At 61.6% G+C, this 18,860-nt stretch carries 18 protein-coding genes; 14 read left to right on the plus strand and 4 right to left on the minus strand.

Annotated elements, in window-relative coordinates:
• The 4 genes from HQL56_09885 to HQL56_09900 form a co-directional block, all read left to right on the plus strand.
• On the plus strand, positions 1-1,245 hold a 1,245-nt coding region (locus HQL56_09885), incomplete at its 5' end, for a DUF2309 family protein (GenBank protein MBF0309826.1).
• Complete coding sequence (locus HQL56_09890; protein ID MBF0309827.1) at positions 1,238-2,764, plus strand: hypothetical protein; 1,527 nt, start codon at positions 1,238-1,240, stop codon at positions 2,762-2,764. The genes HQL56_09885 and HQL56_09890, both read left to right, overlap by 8 nt.
• 6 nt (positions 2,765-2,770) lie before the next feature.
• Positions 2,771-4,303, plus strand: a complete 1,533-nt coding sequence (locus HQL56_09895; protein MBF0309828.1) for an NADH-quinone oxidoreductase subunit L — start codon at positions 2,771-2,773, stop codon at positions 4,301-4,303.
• Positions 4,300-5,769 (plus strand): NADH-quinone oxidoreductase subunit M, encoded by a 1,470-nt coding sequence (locus HQL56_09900; GenBank protein ID MBF0309829.1) that lies wholly within the window; start codon positions 4,300-4,302, stop codon positions 5,767-5,769. The genes HQL56_09895 and HQL56_09900 overlap by 4 nt, the downstream gene beginning before the upstream one ends.
• Before the next feature lie 133 nt (positions 5,770-5,902).
• On the opposite strand, the gene HQL56_09905 is transcribed toward HQL56_09900, so the two are convergent.
• Positions 5,903-6,922 carry an SO_0444 family Cu/Zn efflux transporter gene (locus HQL56_09905; GenBank protein ID MBF0309830.1) on the minus strand — a complete coding sequence of 340 codons (1,020 nt, stop codon included), beginning with the start codon at positions 6,920-6,922 and terminating at the stop codon, positions 5,903-5,905.
• Positions 6,923-7,002: 80 nt separating this feature from the next.
• On the opposite strand from HQL56_09905, the gene HQL56_09910 reads away from it, so the two are divergent.
• The gene (locus HQL56_09910) at positions 7,003-7,461 is read left to right on the plus strand and encodes a helix-turn-helix domain-containing protein (protein MBF0309831.1); all 459 of its coding nucleotides are present in this window, start codon (positions 7,003-7,005) and stop codon (positions 7,459-7,461) included.
• Positions 7,462-7,697: 236 nt separating this feature from the next.
• Here HQL56_09910 and HQL56_09915 read toward each other — a convergent pair whose 3' ends face one another.
• Entirely contained in the window at positions 7,698-7,988 is a 291-nt protein-coding gene (locus tag HQL56_09915; GenBank protein ID MBF0309832.1) for a HigA family addiction module antidote protein, read from the minus strand.
• A 463-nt stretch (positions 7,989-8,451) separates the two neighbouring features.
• Between HQL56_09915 and HQL56_09920 the strand changes: the two genes are divergently transcribed.
• The 6 genes from HQL56_09920 (at position 8,452) to HQL56_09945 (ending at position 13,966) form a co-directional block, all read left to right on the plus strand.
• Positions 8,452-9,330, plus strand: coding sequence for a phosphate ABC transporter substrate-binding protein (locus HQL56_09920; protein ID MBF0309833.1), 879 nt, complete (start codon positions 8,452-8,454; stop codon positions 9,328-9,330).
• A 135-nt stretch (positions 9,331-9,465) separates the two neighbouring features.
• Entirely contained in the window at positions 9,466-10,554 is a 1,089-nt protein-coding gene (gene phoU / locus HQL56_09925; GenBank protein ID MBF0309834.1) for a phosphate signaling complex protein PhoU, read from the plus strand.
• A complete protein-coding gene (gene pstC, locus HQL56_09930) occupies positions 10,554-11,480 on the plus strand; it encodes a phosphate ABC transporter permease subunit PstC (protein ID MBF0309835.1) in 927 nt (308 codons plus the stop codon). Before phoU ends, pstC begins: the two co-directional genes overlap by 1 nt.
• A gap of 5 nt (positions 11,481-11,485) precedes the next feature.
• A complete protein-coding gene (pstA, locus tag HQL56_09935) occupies positions 11,486-12,355 on the plus strand; it encodes a phosphate ABC transporter permease PstA (protein ID MBF0309836.1) in 870 nt (289 codons plus the stop codon).
• A complete protein-coding gene (locus HQL56_09940; protein ID MBF0309837.1) occupies positions 12,349-13,125 on the plus strand; it encodes an ATP-binding cassette domain-containing protein in 777 nt (258 codons plus the stop codon). Before pstA ends, HQL56_09940 begins: the two co-directional genes overlap by 7 nt.
• A 37-nt stretch (positions 13,126-13,162) precedes the next feature.
• Positions 13,163-13,966, plus strand: a complete 804-nt coding sequence (locus tag HQL56_09945; protein MBF0309838.1) for a phosphate ABC transporter ATP-binding protein — start codon at positions 13,163-13,165, stop codon at positions 13,964-13,966.
• Positions 13,967-14,277: 311 nt separating this feature from the next.
• Here HQL56_09945 and HQL56_09950 read toward each other — a convergent pair whose 3' ends face one another.
• Positions 14,278-14,964 carry a hypothetical protein gene (locus HQL56_09950; GenBank protein MBF0309839.1) on the minus strand — a complete coding sequence of 229 codons (687 nt, stop codon included), beginning with the start codon at positions 14,962-14,964 and terminating at the stop codon, positions 14,278-14,280.
• Positions 14,957-15,664 (minus strand): response regulator transcription factor, encoded by a 708-nt coding sequence (locus HQL56_09955; GenBank protein MBF0309840.1) that lies wholly within the window; start codon positions 15,662-15,664, stop codon positions 14,957-14,959. The genes HQL56_09950 and HQL56_09955 overlap by 8 nt, the downstream gene beginning before the upstream one ends.
• 327 nt (positions 15,665-15,991) lie before the next feature.
• Here HQL56_09955 and HQL56_09960 point away from each other — a divergent pair, with 327 nt between their 5' ends.
• The 3 genes from HQL56_09960 (at position 15,992) to HQL56_09970 (ending at position 18,624) form a co-directional block, all read left to right on the plus strand.
• Positions 15,992-16,561 carry a hypothetical protein gene (locus tag HQL56_09960; GenBank protein MBF0309841.1) on the plus strand — a complete coding sequence of 190 codons (570 nt, stop codon included), beginning with the start codon at positions 15,992-15,994 and terminating at the stop codon, positions 16,559-16,561.
• Positions 16,562-16,710: 149 nt separating this feature from the next.
• Positions 16,711-17,160 (plus strand): C_GCAxxG_C_C family protein, encoded by a 450-nt coding sequence (locus HQL56_09965; GenBank protein MBF0309842.1) that lies wholly within the window; start codon positions 16,711-16,713, stop codon positions 17,158-17,160.
• A 297-nt stretch (positions 17,161-17,457) separates the two neighbouring features.
• The gene (locus HQL56_09970; protein ID MBF0309843.1) at positions 17,458-18,624 is read left to right on the plus strand and encodes a hypothetical protein; all 1,167 of its coding nucleotides are present in this window, start codon (positions 17,458-17,460) and stop codon (positions 18,622-18,624) included.
• The last annotated feature ends 236 nt before the right edge of the window (positions 18,625-18,860 follow it).

An 18,860-nucleotide genomic window follows, 5' to 3' on the forward strand; every position in this document is an offset into this window, starting at 1 on the left:
CTGCTTCCGGCCCCCGTCGGTCGACTTTTGGAACGTCTGCGCCGCGCCATCGACGGCACCGTCTCCACCCGTCTGGCCCTGACGGCCCCTGCCTCCGCGCCGCCCGCCACCCCGGCCCAACCCCGCCCCGGATTCACCGATGCGGAACAGGCGCAGCGGGTGGAGGGCTTTTTGCGCACCATCGGCCTGATCCGGGGTTTCGCCCCCCTGGTGGTGATCATGGGCCACGGCTCCTTCAGCCGCAACAACCCCCATCTGGCGGCCTACGACTGCGGGGCCTGCTCGGGACGCCACGGCGGACCCAACGCCCGGGTCTTCGCCACCATGGCCAATCGCCCGGAGGTGCGGGCCCTGCTGCGGCAGCGTGGCCTCGACATCCCCGACGATACCTGGTTTCTGGGGGCCCAGCACAACACCTGTGACGAAGGTCTGCTCTGGTTCGACACCGAGGCCATGCCCGCCGCCTTCCGGGAGCCCCTGGCCACCCTCGGCAAGGCCCTGGAGGAGGCGCGCACCCTTTCGGCCCACGAACGTTGTCGCCGTCTGGCCTCCGCGCCGCGTTTCCCCACCCTTGCCGAGGCCTTGTCTCACATGGAGGGTCGCGCCAGCGACCCCAGTCAGGCCCGTCCCGAACTGGGTCACGCCACCAACGCCGTGGCCTTCATCGGACGGCGCGCCGCCACCCGTGGTCTCTTCCTCGACCGGCGCATCTTCCTCATCTCCTACGATCCCTCCACCGATCCCCGGGGAGCCATCGTGGAGACCATCCTGGTCAACGCCGGCCCCGTGGGGGCGGGCATCAGCCTGGAATACTACTTCTCCACCGTCAACAACGACGGCTACGGTTGCGGTACCAAGATCGTCCACAACGTGGTGGGCGGTTTCGGGGTCATGGAGGGCACCTCCTCCGATCTGCGCACCGGGCTGCCCCGTCAGATGATCGAAATTCACGAAGCCATGCGACTGCTGGTGGTGGTGGAACATCGTCCCGAGATCCTCAGCGGCATCTGCGAACGTCAGCCCATCGTCATGGAACTGGTGGCCAAGGGCTGGATCCAACTGGCGGCCATGGATCCCGATTCGGCGGAGTTGCACGTCTATTGCACCGGGACGGGCTGGCAGCCCTGGCAACCCGACGCGGAGCCCGTGCCGCAGGTGGACTGGTCCCCGGACTGGTATCGCGGCCATACGGGACCGCTGCCGCCCGCACTCGTCACCGGCAGGGAAGGGGACGCCAATGGTTGAACGTCTGGTCTGGCTGGTGCCGCTGCTGCCCTGGCTGGCGGCCATGTGGATCGGCCTGGGCTTCCTGTCCGGGAAATTGCGCGGGGAAGCGAGCGAAAAAACCTGCGCCCGCATCGCCTCCTGGGGCATCGGCCTGCCCTTGCTGCTCCTGCTGGTTTTCGATCTGCGGGCTCTTTACGCCGGGGAACCGGGTCAAATCGTGGTGGGCACCTGGATCTCCAGCGGAACGTATCGCGTCTCCGTGAGCTTTCTGCTCGACCGGCTGGGCCTATCCATGGCCACCCTGATGGCGGTGGGCCTCTGGTTGACGGCGCGTTTTTCGGTGAATTATCTGCATCGCGAGCCGGGTTTCCAACGCTTTTTCGCCATTCTGTGCCTCTTCGCCGGGGCCATGCTGCTGCTGACCCTTTCGGGCAACGCCCTGCTGGCCTTCGTGGGTTGGGAGGTGGCGGGGGTCGCCTCCTTCCTGCTCATCGGCTACGCCTACGACCGGGCCACCGCAACCGGCAACGCCACTCGCGCCCTGGTGACCAACCGCTTCGGCGATGCCGGTTTCCTGGTGGGCATCACCCTCTCCTTCCTCTGGATGGGGGGCATCGAGTGGGAGGAGATCTTCGCCAAGGTGGGGCGGGTGGACAGCCTGCATGTCGGACTGGTCGCCGCGGGCTTCATCCTGGCCGCCATGGCCAAATCGGGGCAGATCCCCTTCGCCGCCTGGATCGGGCGCGCCCTGGAGGGGCCCACTCCGTCGAGCGCCGTCTTTTACGGCTCCCTGATGGTCCATGCCGGGGTCTTTCTGCTGCTGCGGCTGGAACCCCTGCTGGTCAAATCCGTGGCCATGATGGGCCTGCTCCTGGTGCTGGGGGGCCTCTCCATGCTCTACGGCCTGCTGGTGGGGCTGGTGCAGAGCGATGTCAAAAGCCTGTTGATGGCCTCCACCCAGGCCCAGGTGGGCTTCATGGTGCTGCTTTGCGGTCTGGGTCTCTTCGATGTGGCCGCCTGGTACCTGGCGGGGCATGCCCTGTGGCGGCTGGTCCATTTTCTTCTGGCCCCTTCCTACATGCACCTGGTCGCGGGTCCGGCCCGGCCCGTCCCCCGCTGGCTGTCCGGTCAGGAGCGCCTTTTCACCGCCGCTCTGCAACGCTTCTGGCTCGACCATCTGGCCGAAACCCTGCTGACCCGGCCCACTCTGGCCCTGGCCCGGGATCTGCTCACCTTCGACGTCCAGGTGGTGGCCCGCATCGTGGGCCGCCCCCTGGGCAAGGAGCTGCTGCATACGGGTCAGGGGGGAGACGGCCTCGATCCCCTGCGGGTTCATGGACTGGCCGGGCGTCTGCTGGAACGTTCGGCCACCATTTGCCACTGGGTGGAAGTCAACCTGATCCTGCCCAGCGGCGGCGATGGCATGATCGCCATGCTGGGCCGGCTGGGGGCGCGGCTGGCCCTGATCGACCGCCTTCTGGAGAGACCCCGTTACCTGATCCTGCTTCTGGTGCTGACCTTTGTGGTGGTTTTGTAGGGTATGATGACTTCCAACGAAATCTACTGGGGTGCGGTCTCCTCCTTCCCCCTGCTGGGAACCATGCAACTGCTGCCCGCCTTGGGGGCCTGTTTCCTGTGGTTCCTGAAACGCCCCCTGCCGGCCCTGCTGCTGGCGCTGGCGGTGGCGGGGGGTGAATTCTACCTGGCCACCCTGCTGCACAACCTGCTCAACACCGCCAATCCCAGCCTGCAACTGGCGGAAAAGGTGGTTCTGCTGGCCCCGCTGGTCTACCACGCCGGGGCCGACGGCTTCACGGTATTGTTCATCCTGTTGACCGCCTTTCTGACCATCATGGTCATGCTCTACGGCTGGGTGCGCGATTTGGAGCGCATGCCCCAATTCCTGGCCATGGTGCTGGCCATGGAGACGGTGGTGATCAGCCAGGTGGCCACGGTGGATCTGCTCTGGTTCTCTTTGATGTCCCTGCTGCAGATCGGACTGGGCGGCGGTTTGCTGCACGAATGGGCCACCTCCCCCGAGGAGGGGCCCGCTCGCACCCGCTATTATCAGTTTCTCATGGTGGGCTGGCTGCTGCTGATCGGGGCCACCTATCTGCTGGGCTGGGAATACGCCGACACCACGCCGGATCGCCGCTGGAGCTTCGATCTCGTCAACCTGCTGGACCACTCCGTACCGACGGGCCGGCAGTCGGTGCTTTTCTTCCTGCTTTTTTACGGGTTGGCCATCCGCATTCCCGCCTTTCCACTGCACGGCTGGCTGCCGGGGGTGGCCGAACACGGCACCGTGGCTCCGGCCCTGGTCTTTCTCATCGGGGTCAAAACCGGTGTTTACGGCATCCTGCGTTTTCTGATCCCGCTTTTTCCCGATGAGGTCTGGCAGTGGCACACCTTCGTGGTGGCCTTCGCCAGCGCGGGTACTTTCCACGCCGCTCTGCTGGCACTGGAACAGCAGAACATGCGCCGGCTGCTGGCCTATGCCGTGGTTTCCCACACCAGCGTGATGCTCATCGGCATCTTCAGCCTGCACGCCTCCTCGTTTCAGGGCGGGGTGTTGCTGGCGGCCAACTTCGGACTGGCGGTGGCCACTCTGCTTTTCATGGCCGGATTGATCTTCAAACACGCCCACACCCTGCTGTTGCACAAGCTGGGCGGGCTTTTCGACCGGCAGCCGCTGGTGGGCATCGGGTTTCTGGTGGCCAGCATCGCCATCGTCGGCATGCCCGGCACGCCGGGATTCGATGCCGCCCATCTGGTGCTGGAAGGGGCCATCGACCGCTTCGGCGCACTGGTGACCATCATGGCCGCCGTGGGCAACGTGGCGGCGGCGGCGTGTCTGCTCTGGGCCTTCCAGCGCGCCTTTCTGGCTTCGCCGGGACCGCAGTCGGTCACCGGCTCCCTGGTGCGCCGCATCGGCGTGGTGGAAGGGACCATCGCCATTCTGATGGTGGCGGTGCAGCTTTACGCCGGTTTCTTCTCCGATCCCTGGATGCGGCTGGTGGAGGCACCCTCCAAGGCCCTGGCCCACTCCTTCTCCCGGCTGGAGGTGTTGCCATGAGCGGCCTGCCCTGGTTGAGCCTGCTGGTCTGGCTGCCCATCCTCGGCATTCCCCTGCTGTGGAGCGTGCGTTCCGACCGCGCCGTCAATCGCGTGGCCCTGGGCATCGCCGGGGTGGAACTGGTGGTCAGTCTGCTGGTTATCCTGGCCATGGATCGCACTCTGCCCACCTTTCAGTTTCAGGAAGAGCATTCCTGGATCGAAACCCTGCGCATCAGTTATCGCCTGGGGGTGGACGGTCTTTCGGCGCCCTTCCTGCCCCTGACGGGTCTGCTCTTCTTCGGCACCATTCTGGTATCCGAGCTGGGTCAGGGTCAGGCCCGCCAGCGACTGGCTTTTCTGCTGGTGCTGGAAGGGGTCACCATGGGCATCTTCTGCGCCCTGGATCTCATCCTCTTCTTCCTTTTCTGGGAGATGACCCTGCTGCCGATCTATCTACTGGTCAGTCTGTGGGGCATCGGCCCGCATCGGCGTCAGGCGGCGTTGAAGTACACCCTGTTGATGCTGGTGGGTGGGGTGCCGCTGCTTTTCGGTCTGATTCTGGCGGCTCTCTCCCGTCCGGAGCAGGGCATGGTCTTCTCCCTGCCGGCGCTTTTGAACCTGTCGATTCCGGGATCGGCCCAGACGGCGATCTTCCTGCTGCTGGTGCTCGGTTTCGGGGTCAAGATTCCGGTGTGGCCGCTGCATACCTGGCTGCCGTTGTTGGCCATGGAAGGGCCGTTCGCCGTGACGGCGGTGATGACCGGCCTCAAGTTGGGCGCCTACGGCTTGTTGCGTTTCGCCCTGCCCCTGGCGCCGCAGGCGGCCCATGAGTTCCAGTGGCTGCTGGCGGGACTCGGGGTGGTCGGGGTGATTTACGGAGGCCTGGTCAGCCTGGCCCAGAGCAATCTGCGGCTTCTGCTGGCTTACGGCAGCATGTCGCATGTCGGGCTGGTGGTGTTGGGTCTGGCGGCCTTGACGCCGCAGGGGGTGCAGGGGGCTCAGTTCCATTTGCTCTCCTTCGCCTTGACCACGGGGGGCCTTTTTCTGCTGGCGCAGGGGGTGCATCGTCGTTTGGGCTCCACCGATCTCTCCCACATGGGGGGCATCGCCCGAACCATGCCCATGGCCGCCAGTGCGGTTCTGGTGCTGGGTCTGGCCTCCATCGGGGTGCCGCTGACCGTGGGTTTTCCGGGGGAGCACCTGATTTTGGTGGGGACGTTGAATGCCTTCATGGGGGCGGGTTTGGCGTCGCTGGGGGGATCGATACTGGGCGCGGCGGCCTTTCTGGGATTTTACCGCAACGCTTTTCTGGGGCCGGTGGTGCGAGCGGAGGTCTCCCAGTTGACCGATTTGTTGCCACGGGAGCGGTGGTTGGCGGGGATTTGGGTGCTGCTGGTGTTGGGGGGTGGATTCGTGCCGAGACTGGTGCTGGATTTCAGCCGCTCCTCGGTTGCGGGCTGGCTGGCCCGAATGGCCCTGCACTGAGCGGGGCGACTTTCAATATTTATCTTTTAAGTATCAAAAAAAGGAAATGTTCTGTCCTTTGACTTTGTTCTGTAAAATTCTTTTTTAGAAAAGTCAAAACATTTCCTTTTTTTGATACTTAAAAGATTAAATATTAAAAGGCGGGTCTGGGCAGTTTGCGGCGCAAGGTATTCAGCGTCATCAGGCCCAGCAGGCTGCTCAATCCCAGGCTCAACCAGAGGGGCAGGGCTTGTTCCGCGCTGGCGTGTCCCGCCTGGATGGGCCACAGGGGGGCGAGCAGGTCGGTGACCAGTCCCATGATCACCGCGCTGCCGACGATGGCCAGCAGATAGGCGATCAGGGTGCGTCCACCCAACTGTTTCCGGATGATGGCCATGGTGGTCAGGTTGGTGGCGGGTCCGGCGATCATGAAGGCCAGGGCCATGCCGGGGGTCAGTCCGGCGTGGATCATGGCGGCGGCCAGGGGTGTGGAGGCGGTGGCGCAGACGTAGACGGGCACGGCCACCACCACCATGATGATCATGTCGAACCAGCTTCCCTGGGCGTAGCGGGAGAGTTCGCCCGGCGGCATCCAGGTCATGACCACGGCGGTCAGCAGAATTCCGCCCAGCAACCAGACCGCCAGATCGTCCCACATATCGGTGAAGGCGTAGCGCAAGCCGGCCAGGGTACGGGCCATGGGGCCTTGGGGGATGTTTTTTTTGCCGCAGCAGGAGCTGGTGCATTGGCTGATCGGGGCGGGGGGAGGGGTTTCCCGATCCATGGCCCGCACCATCAGGCCGGAGGCCACTGCGCCGGTGATGGCGCTGACGATGCGCTGCACGGTGAGGAAGGGTCCCAGCAGCACCCAGGAGAGGGCGATGGAGTCGATGCCGGTTTCGGGGGTGGAGACCAGGAAGGCGACGGTGGCTGGTTTGGAGGCTCCGTTGCGATGCAGTCCCATGGCCATGGGGATGACGCTGCAGGAGCAGAGGGGCAGGGGGGTTCCGACCAGGGCGGCGCGCCAGATACCGGCCTGGCCTGTTCCGCCCAGCCAGCGGGTTACGGTGGATTCGGGGATCCAGGCCTTGACAAGCCCGGCGGCGATCAGTCCCAATACCAGCCAGGGTGCGATATCCAGAATCAGTTCGGAGAGTTGCTGCCAGAAGGCCATGGGGAAGACTCCGCTCGGGATGAGAATCGATCACTGTTGGCCAGTGTACAACCTCCAGTAAGATGAGGTTCAAGGGGAAAATGGGTGGTGTGTTGCAGAGCATCGGGGCGTTGGCCAAGGTGGCGGATTGTCCGGTGCAGACCATTCGGTATTACGAGGAGGTAGGTTTGTTGCCCCGCGCCTATCGCAGTGAGGGAGGGCAGCGGCGGTACACGGCGCGGCATGTGGAGCGGTTGTTGTTTATTCGGCATTGTCGGGAGTTGGGATTTTCGCTGCATCAGATCGGGCAATTGTTACGCTTGGGGGATGGGGGGGAGCGTCCGTGCGGGGAGGTGGATGCCATAGCGCGGCAGCATTTGGCGGAGGTGGAGGGCAAGATTGTTCGATTGCAGGGGTTGCAGCGGGAGTTGCAGCGTATTTTGGCGGTGTGTCAAAGCGGGGATTCGGCGCATTGCCGGTTGATCGAGACGTTGGGGGATCACAGCCAGTGTCTGGAGGAGGATCATGGGGAAGCGTCCACGGCATCCTTTGACGTTTAATATTTATCCTTTAAATATCAAAAAAAGGAAATGTTCTATCCTTTGACTTTTTATATCTGTTTCAGATAAACGGGGGTTTGTGGGGGATTATCCCCCCCCCGACGGGTCCAGGGCAGCGCCCTGGGACTTTTCATTTGCTGTTGACTTCCAACCCCATGGGGTCCAGGGGGCACCCCTGGGACTTTTCCTTTCGCTGTTGACCCGATCATGCAGCTCAATGCGGGGTGGCTGAATAGCTACCACGCAGCACGAGTGCTCACCTTTTCGGCGATTTCTTTGCCATGGTTTTGTTCGACGGTTGTCAGATCGTAGCTGATTTGCAGGTTCAGCCAGAATCGGGCGGAGGTTCCGAAATAGCGGGCCAGGCGCAGGGCGGTATCGGCGGTGATGCCGCGTTTGCCGTGGAGGATTTCGGTGATGCGGTTTGTGGGCAGGTCCAGGTTCCGGGCCGGAGCGTTGGCGGACAGGGAGAGTTCTTCCAACTCTCCTTGCAGGATCTCGCCGGGATGAATGGGGGGTAGATTCAGTATCGCAGGCTGGGTTTCAATGGTAGTCGGTGATTTCGACATGGTGGGAATCTTCCTCCTCGAAGGTAAAACAAAGGTGCCATTGCTCATTGATGCGAAAAGTGTACTGACCGACGCGGCCACCCCCAAAGTCCCGAAACGGCAGGAGGCAGGGCCATCAAATCCTCGATGGAGGAGACCTCATTCAGAAGGCGCAGGCGGCGTTGTGTCTGTTTAGCAAAGCGTTCGAATGAGCCGATGCGCTGTCCCGAGGCTATTCGGGGCGGCTTCCCCCCTTTATAGAGCAAGCCTTTCCAGTTCCCCACATAATATCTCGCCCCGTCCACAAATTATTTCTGCAAATTTACATACACGTTACCCCGTCGTCATCATCCTGTCATGGAAGGCCGGTAATCTCCGTATCCAAGAAGCGAAGGGGGGGTGGCCCTCTTTGGTGAGTTCACGATCGGAAAGGAAAAGTGGCATGAAGAAAGTATCCCGTATCCTGGCTCTGGCAGTCTCCGTGGCGGTTCTGCCGATGGTGGCCCTGCAGGCTCGCACCATGATCCAGAACAAGGGGTCCGATACCCTGGTCAACGTGGCCCAGGCCTGGGCGGAAGCCTATCAGAAGGTCAAGCCCGACGTGGCCATCGCCGTCACCGGCGGCGGTTCCGGCACCGGCTTCGCCGCGCTGCTGAACGGTACCGTCGAGCTGGCCAATGCCAGCCGCGCCATCTCCGAAAAGGAGAAGAAACTCGCGGCCGAGAAGAAGATCGATCCCAAGGAGTACACCGTGGGCTTCGACGCTCTGGGCGTCTTCGTTCACAAAAGCAACCCCCTGGAGAGCATCTCCCTGACCCAGTTGGCCGAGATGTACGGCGATGGCGGCACCCTGACCTCCTGGGACAAACTCAAAGTGACCGTTCCCGGCTGCAAGGACGGCAAGGTCATTCTGGTGAGCCGTCAGAACAACTCCGGCACCTACGAATACTTCCGGGAAGCGGTTCTGGGCAAGCGTGACTTCGTCATGGGCACCAAGGATCTGCACGGCTCCAAGGACGTGGTCGATCTGGTGGCCCACACCCCCTGCGCCATCGGCTACAGCGGCATGGCCTATGCCACCTCGGATATCAAGATGCTGAAGATCTCCGCCAAAGAGGGTGACACCCCCATCGAAGGCACCATGGACACCGCCATCAGCCGGGTCTATCCCATCGCCCGGCCCCTGTTCATGTACACCAACGGCGAGCCCACCGGCGACCTCAAAGCCTATCTCGATTACATCATGAGCGATATCGGCCAGTGTGTGCTGCAGAACACCGGCTTCGCCCCGGTTCGCAAGATCCCCTGCGCCAAACCCTGAACCTGAAAGAGTAACCAACCAACGGGAAGGAGAGCGATCTCCTTCCCGATCTTTTTGCCTGGGTAGTGTCCAAATCGTAAAATGATTTAAGTATGCCCTGGGAACCGTGACATCCGGAATTAAGGAACCGATAAGATGAGTGTCTACGAGAAACGATTGCAGCAGGATCTGGAGCTGATCCGCGCCAAGGTCATCCAGTTGGGTGAAGAGGTGGAGAAGGCCTTGCGGGATTCCATGCACGCTCTGTTCAACCACGACGATATTCTGGCCAACCAGGTGATCCTCTTCGACCGGGTTATCGGTCGTCAGGAGAAGACCACCCTGCGCGCCTGCCTGGGCGCCATGGCGCGGCATCTGCCCACCGCCGGGCATCTGCGTTTTCTCATGTCGATCTACCGCATGGTCTACGAGTTGGAGCGCATCGGCGACTATGCCGTGACCATCTCCCGGGAAGCCATCAATCTGACCCACGTTCCCGAAGGTCTGTTGCGGCGCGAGCTGGAAACCATGTCGGCCAACGCCCGCACCATGCTGACCCAGTCCCTGAACGCCTTCCGCGAAAACGACGTGGGTCTGGCTCACGGCACCATGGCCATGTCCAAGCAGATGGGCATGGAGCTGGATCAATCCATCGAGATCCTGGTGGAAGTCGGCGACAAACACGTGGAAAAGACCCACGACCTGCTCGATCTGGCCTCCGTCTTCTACATGCTGGAGCGGGTCAGCGACCGGGCGGAGAACATTTGCGAAGAGATCCTCTTCGCCCTGACCGGGGAAGAGAAGGCCGAGAAGGTTTTCAACATCCTTTTTCTCGACGAGGACAATTCGAGCCTGGCCCCCCTGGCGGCTCTCACCGGCAGTCGCATCTACCCGGTTTCGGCCCGCTTCAGCTTTGCCTCGCGCAACCCGGGAGCCACGTTCAACCCCCATCTGGTGCGCTGGTATACCCAGCAGCAGGGTGCGGAGCCCAAGTTGGAGCGTCCCAACAGTCTCTCCAGCGAAGAGTTGAACGGGGCCGACCTGATCATCAGCCTGGAGGGCACGGTTCGTTCCTACGTCCCCGATATTCCCTTCCATGCCGCTTTTCAGGACTGGAATCTGGGGGATGCCCCGGACCCCGGCGACGAGTCGGCCGCACGCCGCCGTTTTGAAGAGGTGCAACGCACCCTGATCATCAAACTGCGTGGCTTGATGGATATCCTGCGCGGAGAGGAGGGGGTTTGATGTCGGAAAGTTTCCAGGGCGCAGCCGCGGCGGGGGATCGCCGCGATACCAACTGGATGGTGGACAAGGCCATGCAGGTCTTCATGTTCCTGTGCGGCATCTCGGCCATCATCTTCGTGATCGGCATCTTCCTGTTTGTCTTCAAGGAAGGGGTCGGTTTCATCGTTCACAAGATGGACTTCATGGAGTTCTTCTTCTCGCCGAAATGGCGGCCCACCTCGGAGATCAAGGCCACCTACGGCATCCTGGCCATGATCGCGGGAACCGCCGCGGTGACGGTGATGTCGATGATCATCGCCATTCCCTTCTCCCTGGGCGCGGCCATCTACGTCGGTGAGTTCGCCAAGGGCAAAAAACGGGAATACCTGAAGATCCTCATCGAAATGCTGGCGGCCATTCCGTCGGTGGTGTGGGGCTTCATCGGCCTGTCCATCATGAACAAGTTCATCATCGAGACCTTCGATGTGCCCATCGGCCTCAACGTGCTCAACGCCGGCATCATCCTGGCGCTGATGGCGGCTCCCATCATCACCTCCATCGCCGAAGACGCCCTCAAGGCGGTGCCCGACACCTATCGGGAGGCGGCGGAAGCCTTGGGCGCCAGCCGCTGGCAGGTCATCTACAAGGTGGTGCTGCCCGCCGCCAAAAACGGCCTGCTCTCCGCAGCGCTGCTGGGTGTGGGACGGGGATTCGGTGAAACCATGGCCGTGCTGATGGCCAGCGGACACGCCATCAACATCCCAACCTCGGTGTTCGATTCGGTGCGGGCCCTGACCGCCACCATCGCCGCCGAACTGGGCGAAACCCCGGTGGGTTCGGACCATTACGGCTCCCTGTTCGCCATCGGCATCTTCCTGTTCCTCATCACCTTCCTGATCAACATGACCGCCGACTTCATCGTCCGCGGGGTGAAGAAAGGCAAGTGAGCAAGATGTTCGAAGCTACTGCAATCAATCATAAAAACGAGAAAGTGGAGAGCCTCTATCGCACGCTCTTCCTGATCATGTTCATCGTTCTGGTCATTCCGGTGATCCTCATCATCGGGACGCTGCTGGTCAAGGGCAGCTCCGCCATCAGCATGGAGTTCCTCTTCACCGATCCCAAAAAGGGCATGACCGAAGGCGGCATCTTCCCCGCACTCTTCGGCACCATCTGGCTGGTGGTGGTCTCCCTGCTCGCTTCGGTGCCTCTGGGCGTGGCGGCGGCGGTCTACCTCTCCGAATACGCTCCGGACAACTGGCTGACCCGGGCCATCAACCTGGCCACCATCAATCTGGCGGGTGTGCCCTCCATCGTCCATGCCCTCTTCGGCGTGGGGGCCTTCGTCTCATTCTTCCGCTTCGGCACCTCGATCCTGGCGGCCAGCCTCACCCTGGCCATCATGACCCTGCCGGTGGTCATCGTCTCCTCCTGGGAGGCGCTGCAGTCGGTGCCGCGGGCCTTCCGCGAAGCCTGCTGGAACATGGGCGCCACCCGCTGGCAGACCATCCGCCACGTGGTGCTGCCCAACGCCATCGCCGGCATCCTCACCGGGGTGATCCTGCAGGTATCCCGCGCCGCCGGGGAAACCGCGCCCATCATGTTCACCGGAGCGGCGATGTTCCTGCCCTTCCTCCCGGAAAGCGTCTTCGACCAGACCATGGCTCTGGCCCTTCACCTCTTCGTCATCGCCACCCAGGTGCCCGGCGTCCCCGAGAACCTGCCCTATGGCGTGGCCCTGGTGCTTATCGCCATCGTCATGATCATGAACACCCTCTCCATCTGGTTCAGAATGCGTCTGCGGGGTAAGAGAAAATGGTAAGCGCCACGTCCCGAAAAAACGTCAAGGTGGCGATCCGCGATTTGACCATTCAATACGGCTCGTTCACCGCCCTCTCCAAAATCAACATGGAGATCATCGAAAACGAGATCATCGGCATCATCGGACCGGCCAACAGCGGCAAAACCTCGCTGCTCAACGCCATCAACCGCATGAGCGACATTCGTCCCAACATGAAGGTGACCGGCACCATCCACTTCAACGGGGTCGATATTCGCGACTGGAAGAACGTCTACTCCCTGCGCAGCCGCATCGGGGTGGTCTTTCCGCTGCCGGTGGGTCTGCCCATGACCATCTACGACAACGTGACCCTCTCCCCCCGGTTGCGGGGCATCAGCGACAAACGCGCCCTCGACGAGATCGTCGAACGCTGCCTGCGTCGCGCCGCGCTGTGGGATGAGGTCAAGGATCGCCTCAACTCCCTGGGAAGCCTGCTTTCGGGAGGGCAGCAGCAGCGCCTGACCATCGCCCGGGCCCTCTCCCAGGATCCGGAACTGCTCATGCTCGACGAGTTCTCCATCGCCGTCGATCCGGTGACCACCATGCGCATCGAGGATGTCCTCAAGGAGTTGAAAAAGGACATGACCATCATCCTGGTCACCAACCTCGTGCAGCAGGCCAATCGCCTGGCGGATCGCACCACCTTCCTGCTCAACGGGGAGATGGTCGAATGCGGCACCACGGAGGATCTCTTCTCCGGCAAGTGCAAGGATCAACGCACCCGGGATTACATCGAGGGACGCTTCGGGTGAGGCAACAAGCTATTACGATTCGAGAGGCGGATTCGATATGACAAGTCCTACCAGACCGGCGGCCACCGACGATGGCTATGCCGTGGTTTCCAAGAGTCTCAATCTGTGGTACGGGACCTTCCAGGCCCTGTACGATGTCAACCTGAGAATCCGCAAGGGCATGATCACCAGCCTGATCGGACCTTCCGGGTGTGGCAAATCGACCTTTCTGCGCAGCGTCAACCGCATCAACGAGCGGTTGGGCTACGTGCGCATCACCGGCTCCATCGACCTCTTCGACCAGAACGTCTATGGCGAAACGGTGGAGCTGGCCCAGTTGCGCAAGCAGGTGGGCATGGTCTTCCAGCGGCCCAACCCGATGCCGATCTCGATTCGGGACAACATCCTCTTCGGCTACCGCATTCACAACGAATCGGGCAAGAAACCCTCCAAATCCGAGGAGGACGGCATCGTCGAGGAGGCGTTGAAGACGGTGCTGCTGTGGGACAAGATGAAGGACAAGCTCCACCACAAAGCCACGGTGGGGCTGTCGCTGGAGGAGATGCAGAAGTTGTGCATCGCCCGGCTGCTGCCGGTCAAACCGGCGCTGCTGCTCATGGACGAACCCTGCTCCGCCCTCGATCCCAAGGGAACGGCGGCGGTGGAGGAGCTGATCTGGGAGTTGCGGGGTCAGTACTCGATTCTCATCGTGACCCACAACATGGCCCAGGCGCGGCGCGCTTCGGAAGAGTGCATCTTCATGCTCATGGGGCGGGTGGTGGAACACGAAACCACGGAGCAGCTCTTCGTCACTCCGAAAAACAAGGAGACGGCGGACTACATCGAAGGCCGTTACGGTTGAGTTGACGATTCAGCCGCCCGCATCGAGCGATGGGATCGGGCCAAGGGCGGAAGGAAACGTCCCAGGGGTGCAACCCCGGGGGTTGGAGGTCAACAGCCAACGGAAAAGTCCCAGGGGTACCCCCTGGACCCCATGGGGTTGGAGGTCAACAGCCAACGGAAAAGTCCCAGGGGTGCCCCCTGGACCCCGTGAGGTTGGAAGTCAACGGCGAAAGGAAAAGTCCCAGGGCTCTGCCCTGGACCCGTCGGGGGGGATAATCCCCCCCCGAACCCCCGTATGAAGTGAAGAAGGGCCGGGCTTGGGATGGGAAACTACCAGGTCCGGCCTTTCCAGCCGTAAGCCGCCGAAGGGGTGAAAGGCGGTTTCCGACCCACCAGGGCTTCCAGCATGACCAGTTCCGTATCGGTATGGTTGAGCATGGGGGCCTTGGCGATTTCGCCGGAGGTGATGGTGCGGGGTTGTTCGTGGTGGCGGGTGGTGAACCGCTCCTGAAGGGTGGGCTGCTCCCGACCCTGAATGGTGACGCTGCCGTAACAGACACAGATATAGGATTCCCCGGTCCGGGCCTCCAGATAGATGCCGGTGCCGCGCAGGGCGATTTGGGCGTGAGGGGTTTTGAGCTGCCGGGCCCCGGGCGCGAAAACCGAAAGCAAACCTCCCCGATGCACCTCGACGCCCAGAAGGTTCCGTTTGGGGGCCAGCGGGGAGAGTTGCAGCGCCACTTTGGCATTGGCCCGCATGAGAAGGGCGTCGCCGCCCACCACCAGCACCGCCTCCTCCTCGCCCGTTTCCAGCAGGGAGGTCTCCTCCAATGGTTCCCCCTGGCCCACGGCGATGCCGTTGAGCCGCAGATCCCGCCCCGCCTGATGAATGCCCTGCACCGTGGGCCGACTGGCGCAGGACGCCAGCAGCAATCCCCCGCCCAGCAGCAGACCCCCCCCGATGCAAATCTCCCGTCGGGTGAAACCGGAATCCGCCAGGCTGTTTCTTTCAGACATCGTCCGGTTTTTCCTTGAAGCGGTAGCCCACGCCGCGAATGGTTTCGATATAGTTGCCCGCTTCGCCGAGTTGGTCGCGCAGGCGTTTGATGTGGGCGTCCACGGTGCGGCTTTGCACGAAGGCGTGAATGCCCCAGACATCGTTGAGCAGCCCCTCGCGGTTCTGCACCCGGCCACGGCGCTCCATGAAGGTCAACAGCAGCTTGAACTCCATGGCGGTCAGGCTGACCTCTTCACTGCCGACCCAGACCCGATGGGCCTCTTCGTCCACCTTCAGCAGGCCGAACTCCCGCATCGCCGGGGCGGACTGGGCCGCTCCCGCCGGTTTGGCCCGCCGCAACAGGGCGTGAATGCGCAAAACCAACTCCCTCACCTTGAAGGGCTTGGTCACATAGTCGTCGGTGCCGCATTCGAAGCCGGTCACCTTGTCGAAATCTTCGCTGCGGGCCGAAAGCATCAAAATCGGAATAGTGCCGACGTTCTTGGAGGCCCGCAATCGCCGACAGACCTCGAATCCCGAGATGCCCGGCAACATCAGGTCCAGTACCACCAGGTCCGGCGGGCGTGCGCCTCCCGCCAGCAGCAGTCCGTCCTCTCCGCAACTGGCGGTGAGTACCTGAAAGCCCTCCCGGGTCAGATTGTATTCCAGGGCGGTCAGCAGGTCCTTTTCGTCTTCGATGATCAATATGCGATTGGTCATAAGGCCCTTGGCGCAGGCGAGGGTTTCGAAGGCCACCGGTTTGTATCCATACACTATCCCATAGCATATTAACGTACCCTTAACCAAGGGTTGGCTACAGGGAATGGCCGGAATTGCGAAGCAACCTTTGACTGGGAACAGGTATGGCCTGAAAATAGTGTCCGGGAGTCCATCCCGATTGGCCATGGGCATGCCGTCTGGTCCGGGGGGTCGGAGCGTCTTATGAGTGGGATACTTAAAAAATTATTTTCATTTGGTAGCAGACCCGTAAAACGACTGCTGCAACATCCTGGCGAGTTGTGCGTCGGTGATCGCATCCGATTCGGGGTGCTTGAGCAATCCTTTGTTTCGGAGCGGGAGTTCACCGTCACCGACATCAATACCTACACCTTCGGCGATCAGCGGTATCCGGAATTCACCCTCCTGGAAAGCAACAAGGTGCCGCTCTATTTAATGGTGGGTGAACAGGATCTCCAGTCGGGAGTTCGACAGCTCACCCTCAGCGGCATGGTTTCACGGGAGGATCTGCAGCGGCTTTTCGACCTGGAGGAGTTGGAACGCCTCTTCGAACAACGCAACGGCTCGTCATTGCAGTTGCACCGCAAAGGGCCGGAACCGCCCACCCTGCGGGGTTGGACGGCGGAGGTTTACCAGTTGCGCCCCTGGCCCCGGAAAGGCATCTATTTCCGGGGGGATTACCGGGGTTCCGATTTTCTCTTCGAGCCCGGAAAAGGGGAGGGGTTCGACTACCACCTGTTGAGCGACGCAGCCCGACGCCATGCCCTGGAGATCGAAATCTACGAGGACGGCGATGTGGAGATCTTCCTCTCGGTGATGCTGAGCGAAGAAGAGGTGGTGGCCCTGTTGCCCGGCGAGGGAGAGGGGCTTTCCGGCTAGCGGAGGGAGGCATGAAGCGCATCGCGGCTCTGTTGCGGCGTCTGAAAGGGAGGCGTCAAGCGGTCGTTGCGGAAGAAGACCCGCGTGCCGTGGCTCTGGGGGACCGGGTGCAAAGCCATTTCGAGGCGGGCCTCTGTTGCTCCGAAGCCATGGTGCGCGGTGTGGCGGAACTCTTCGCCCGGCAGGGGAGCGATCCCGCCGAACTGGCCCGCCTGGGTAGCGGATTGTGCGGTGGCATGGGGGGCAAGAAGGCTACCTGCGGTGTCTTTTCCGGTGGTGCGCTGGCGCTGGGTTTGCTTTACGGCCGGGAGCGCCCCGAGGAGACCAATCGCCAGGCCCGGCAGATGGCGGGTCGCTTTTTCGAAATCCTCTCGGAACAGACCGGCGGCCATGTTTGCGAAAAGCTCCTCGCCAAATTCGGTCCGTCCAATCGCCTCACCCACGCCCGTTGCCATCGCCTGGCCCGGAACGGGGCCATCCTGCTGGCCAACATGATTCTGGAAACGGAACACGCGGGCCATGCGCTTCACCCGCTGGCCGCTCACAAAGACGACCTTCCAGCGGGTGAAGGCGGGAGCGGGGCGAGCCTGAAAGGATAAATTATATAATTTAAGATATACAATGGGGTATTGCAAAAGGCCATGTGATAATCAGGAATATAGTACAAATTTTTTGACTTTCAATATTTTAATCTTTTAAGTATCAAAAAAAAGGAAATGTTCTGTCCTTTGACTTTTCGTTCAGCTTAGATGTCTCCGAGTGATTGCTTGGTGATTTTACAATTGGCTCAAAAGATAGAGGAAAAGTCCCGGGGCGCTGCCCTGGACCCGTTGGGGGGATAATCCCCCCCAACCCCCGTATACCTGAAAAAATTCATTTCCATCCGGGTTCCCAAGATGCGATTGCGCTGGATTCTCCTGCTGTTACTGGTCGTCTTCCTCGGTTGGAGGCTGGTCCGCCCGCTGAACATCTTCGTGGTGGGGGATCGTTTCGCCTTGCCCATCGTCACCACGGTTCCGGAAGGACTGAAGAGCCTTCGCGCCTCGGAGTGCGGGGAATGCCACCGGGAAATTTATGAGGAGTGGTCCGGCAGCATTCACGCGGCGGCCTGGACCGAAGAGTATTTCGTGGCGGACCGGGCCTTCGAGAAGAACCCCCCGGTCTGCGACAATTGCCATATCCAACTGACGCAACAACGCCCCGGCAAGGTGGTGGGTTTCTCCGACAGCGAACGTCTCTTCCCGATAACCGAGCCCAATCCGGACTACGACCCCCAACTGCAAAACGAAGGGGTGACCTGCGCCGTCTGTCATGTGCGGGAAGGGCGCATCATCGGTCCTTACGAAACCAGCCATGCGCCCCATCCGGTGACAGTGGATCCGGCTTTTCTCTCGGGCAACAGTCCCTGCAAAATCTGCCACGACGTGCCGGGCAACCGCTGGGACATGTTCTATCGCAAACAACCCTGCGGCACCATGGAGGAGATCGCGGAGGGCAAAGGTAAACCCGATTGTGTCGGTTGCCACCTGCCCCGGATCAATCGCCCCCTGGTGGAAGGGGGGGTGTCGCGTCCGGGAGGGCGTCACCTCTTCCAGGGCGGGCATCATCCCCCCATGGTGAAAAAGGCCTTGTCGGTCGTTCACCACCTGGAGGACGACGGCAGCCGGTATCGACTGGTGGTGACCTTGACCAATACCGGCACCCATCACTACCTGCCCACGGGAACCCCGGACCGTCACCTGATCCTGACCATGCGGCTGCTGGACAAGACAGGCCGGGTGGTGAAGGAGGAGCGTCAGGTGATGAAGCGTCGGATCCTGTGGCGTCCCTTCATCGTCGATCTGTGGGACAACCGCCTGCCTTTCAACGAACCTCGGGAGTACGCCCTCTCCTTCGACCACGGCGAGGGGGAGCGCGTGGAGGTGGAGGTGAGCTATCACCTGATGGAGGAGTCGCGGCGGCTGCGCATCGGCTATCAGAACACCCAGCCGATCGCTTATCCCGTTTATCAGGAGAACATCGTACTCGATCCCTTCAAACGGTCCGGTCCGGTCAAGGAGTGACGGGAGGGAGTTGCAAAACTCCCGCTGCTAAGTGGGAATACATTTTACATTTTTTGACTTTCAATATGTTATCTTTTAAGTATCAAAAAAAAGAAATGTTCTGTCCTTTGACCTTTCATTTATTGTAACTATTCAGAACCCTGTATGGCCGCAGCCACGTCAAAAGGACAAGTCCCAGGGCGCTGCGCGATTCCGACGTGGTGGCCCGCCTGGGCGGCGACGAGTTCATGGTGCTG

The organism is Magnetococcales bacterium, assembly GCA_015231925.1.
Taxonomy (GTDB): Bacteria; Pseudomonadota; Magnetococcia; order Magnetococcales; family JADGAQ01; genus JADGAQ01.

What these genes read in the sequence shown, in the direction of transcription:
- pstA (MBF0309836.1), top strand. Translation starts at nt 11,486, where the DNA reads ATGTTCGAAGCTACTGCAATCAATCATAAAAACGAGAAAGTGGAGAGC.
- HQL56_09940 (MBF0309837.1), top strand. Translation starts at nt 12,349, where the DNA reads ATGGTAAGCGCCACGTCCCGAAAAAACGTCAAGGTGGCGATCCGCGAT.
- HQL56_09910 (MBF0309831.1), top strand. Translation starts at nt 7,003, where the DNA reads ATGGGTGGTGTGTTGCAGAGCATCGGGGCGTTGGCCAAGGTGGCGGAT.
- HQL56_09950 (MBF0309839.1), bottom strand. Translation starts at nt 14,964, where the DNA reads ATGTCTGAAAGAAACAGCCTGGCGGATTCCGGTTTCACCCGACGGGAG.
- HQL56_09945 (MBF0309838.1), top strand. Translation starts at nt 13,163, where the DNA reads ATGACAAGTCCTACCAGACCGGCGGCCACCGACGATGGCTATGCCGTG.
- HQL56_09895 (MBF0309828.1), top strand. Translation starts at nt 2,771, where the DNA reads ATGACTTCCAACGAAATCTACTGGGGTGCGGTCTCCTCCTTCCCCCTG.
- HQL56_09900 (MBF0309829.1), top strand. Translation starts at nt 4,300, where the DNA reads ATGAGCGGCCTGCCCTGGTTGAGCCTGCTGGTCTGGCTGCCCATCCTC.
- pstC (MBF0309835.1), top strand. Translation starts at nt 10,554, where the DNA reads ATGTCGGAAAGTTTCCAGGGCGCAGCCGCGGCGGGGGATCGCCGCGAT.
- HQL56_09970 (MBF0309843.1), top strand. Translation starts at nt 17,458, where the DNA reads ATGCGATTGCGCTGGATTCTCCTGCTGTTACTGGTCGTCTTCCTCGGT.
- HQL56_09890 (MBF0309827.1), top strand. Translation starts at nt 1,238, where the DNA reads ATGGTTGAACGTCTGGTCTGGCTGGTGCCGCTGCTGCCCTGGCTGGCG.
- HQL56_09920 (MBF0309833.1), top strand. Translation starts at nt 8,452, where the DNA reads ATGAAGAAAGTATCCCGTATCCTGGCTCTGGCAGTCTCCGTGGCGGTT.
- HQL56_09955 (MBF0309840.1), bottom strand. Translation starts at nt 15,664, where the DNA reads ATGACCAATCGCATATTGATCATCGAAGACGAAAAGGACCTGCTGACC.
- HQL56_09965 (MBF0309842.1), top strand. Translation starts at nt 16,711, where the DNA reads ATGGTGCGCGGTGTGGCGGAACTCTTCGCCCGGCAGGGGAGCGATCCC.
- HQL56_09905 (MBF0309830.1), bottom strand. Translation starts at nt 6,922, where the DNA reads ATGGCCTTCTGGCAGCAACTCTCCGAACTGATTCTGGATATCGCACCC.
- phoU (MBF0309834.1), top strand. Translation starts at nt 9,466, where the DNA reads ATGAGTGTCTACGAGAAACGATTGCAGCAGGATCTGGAGCTGATCCGC.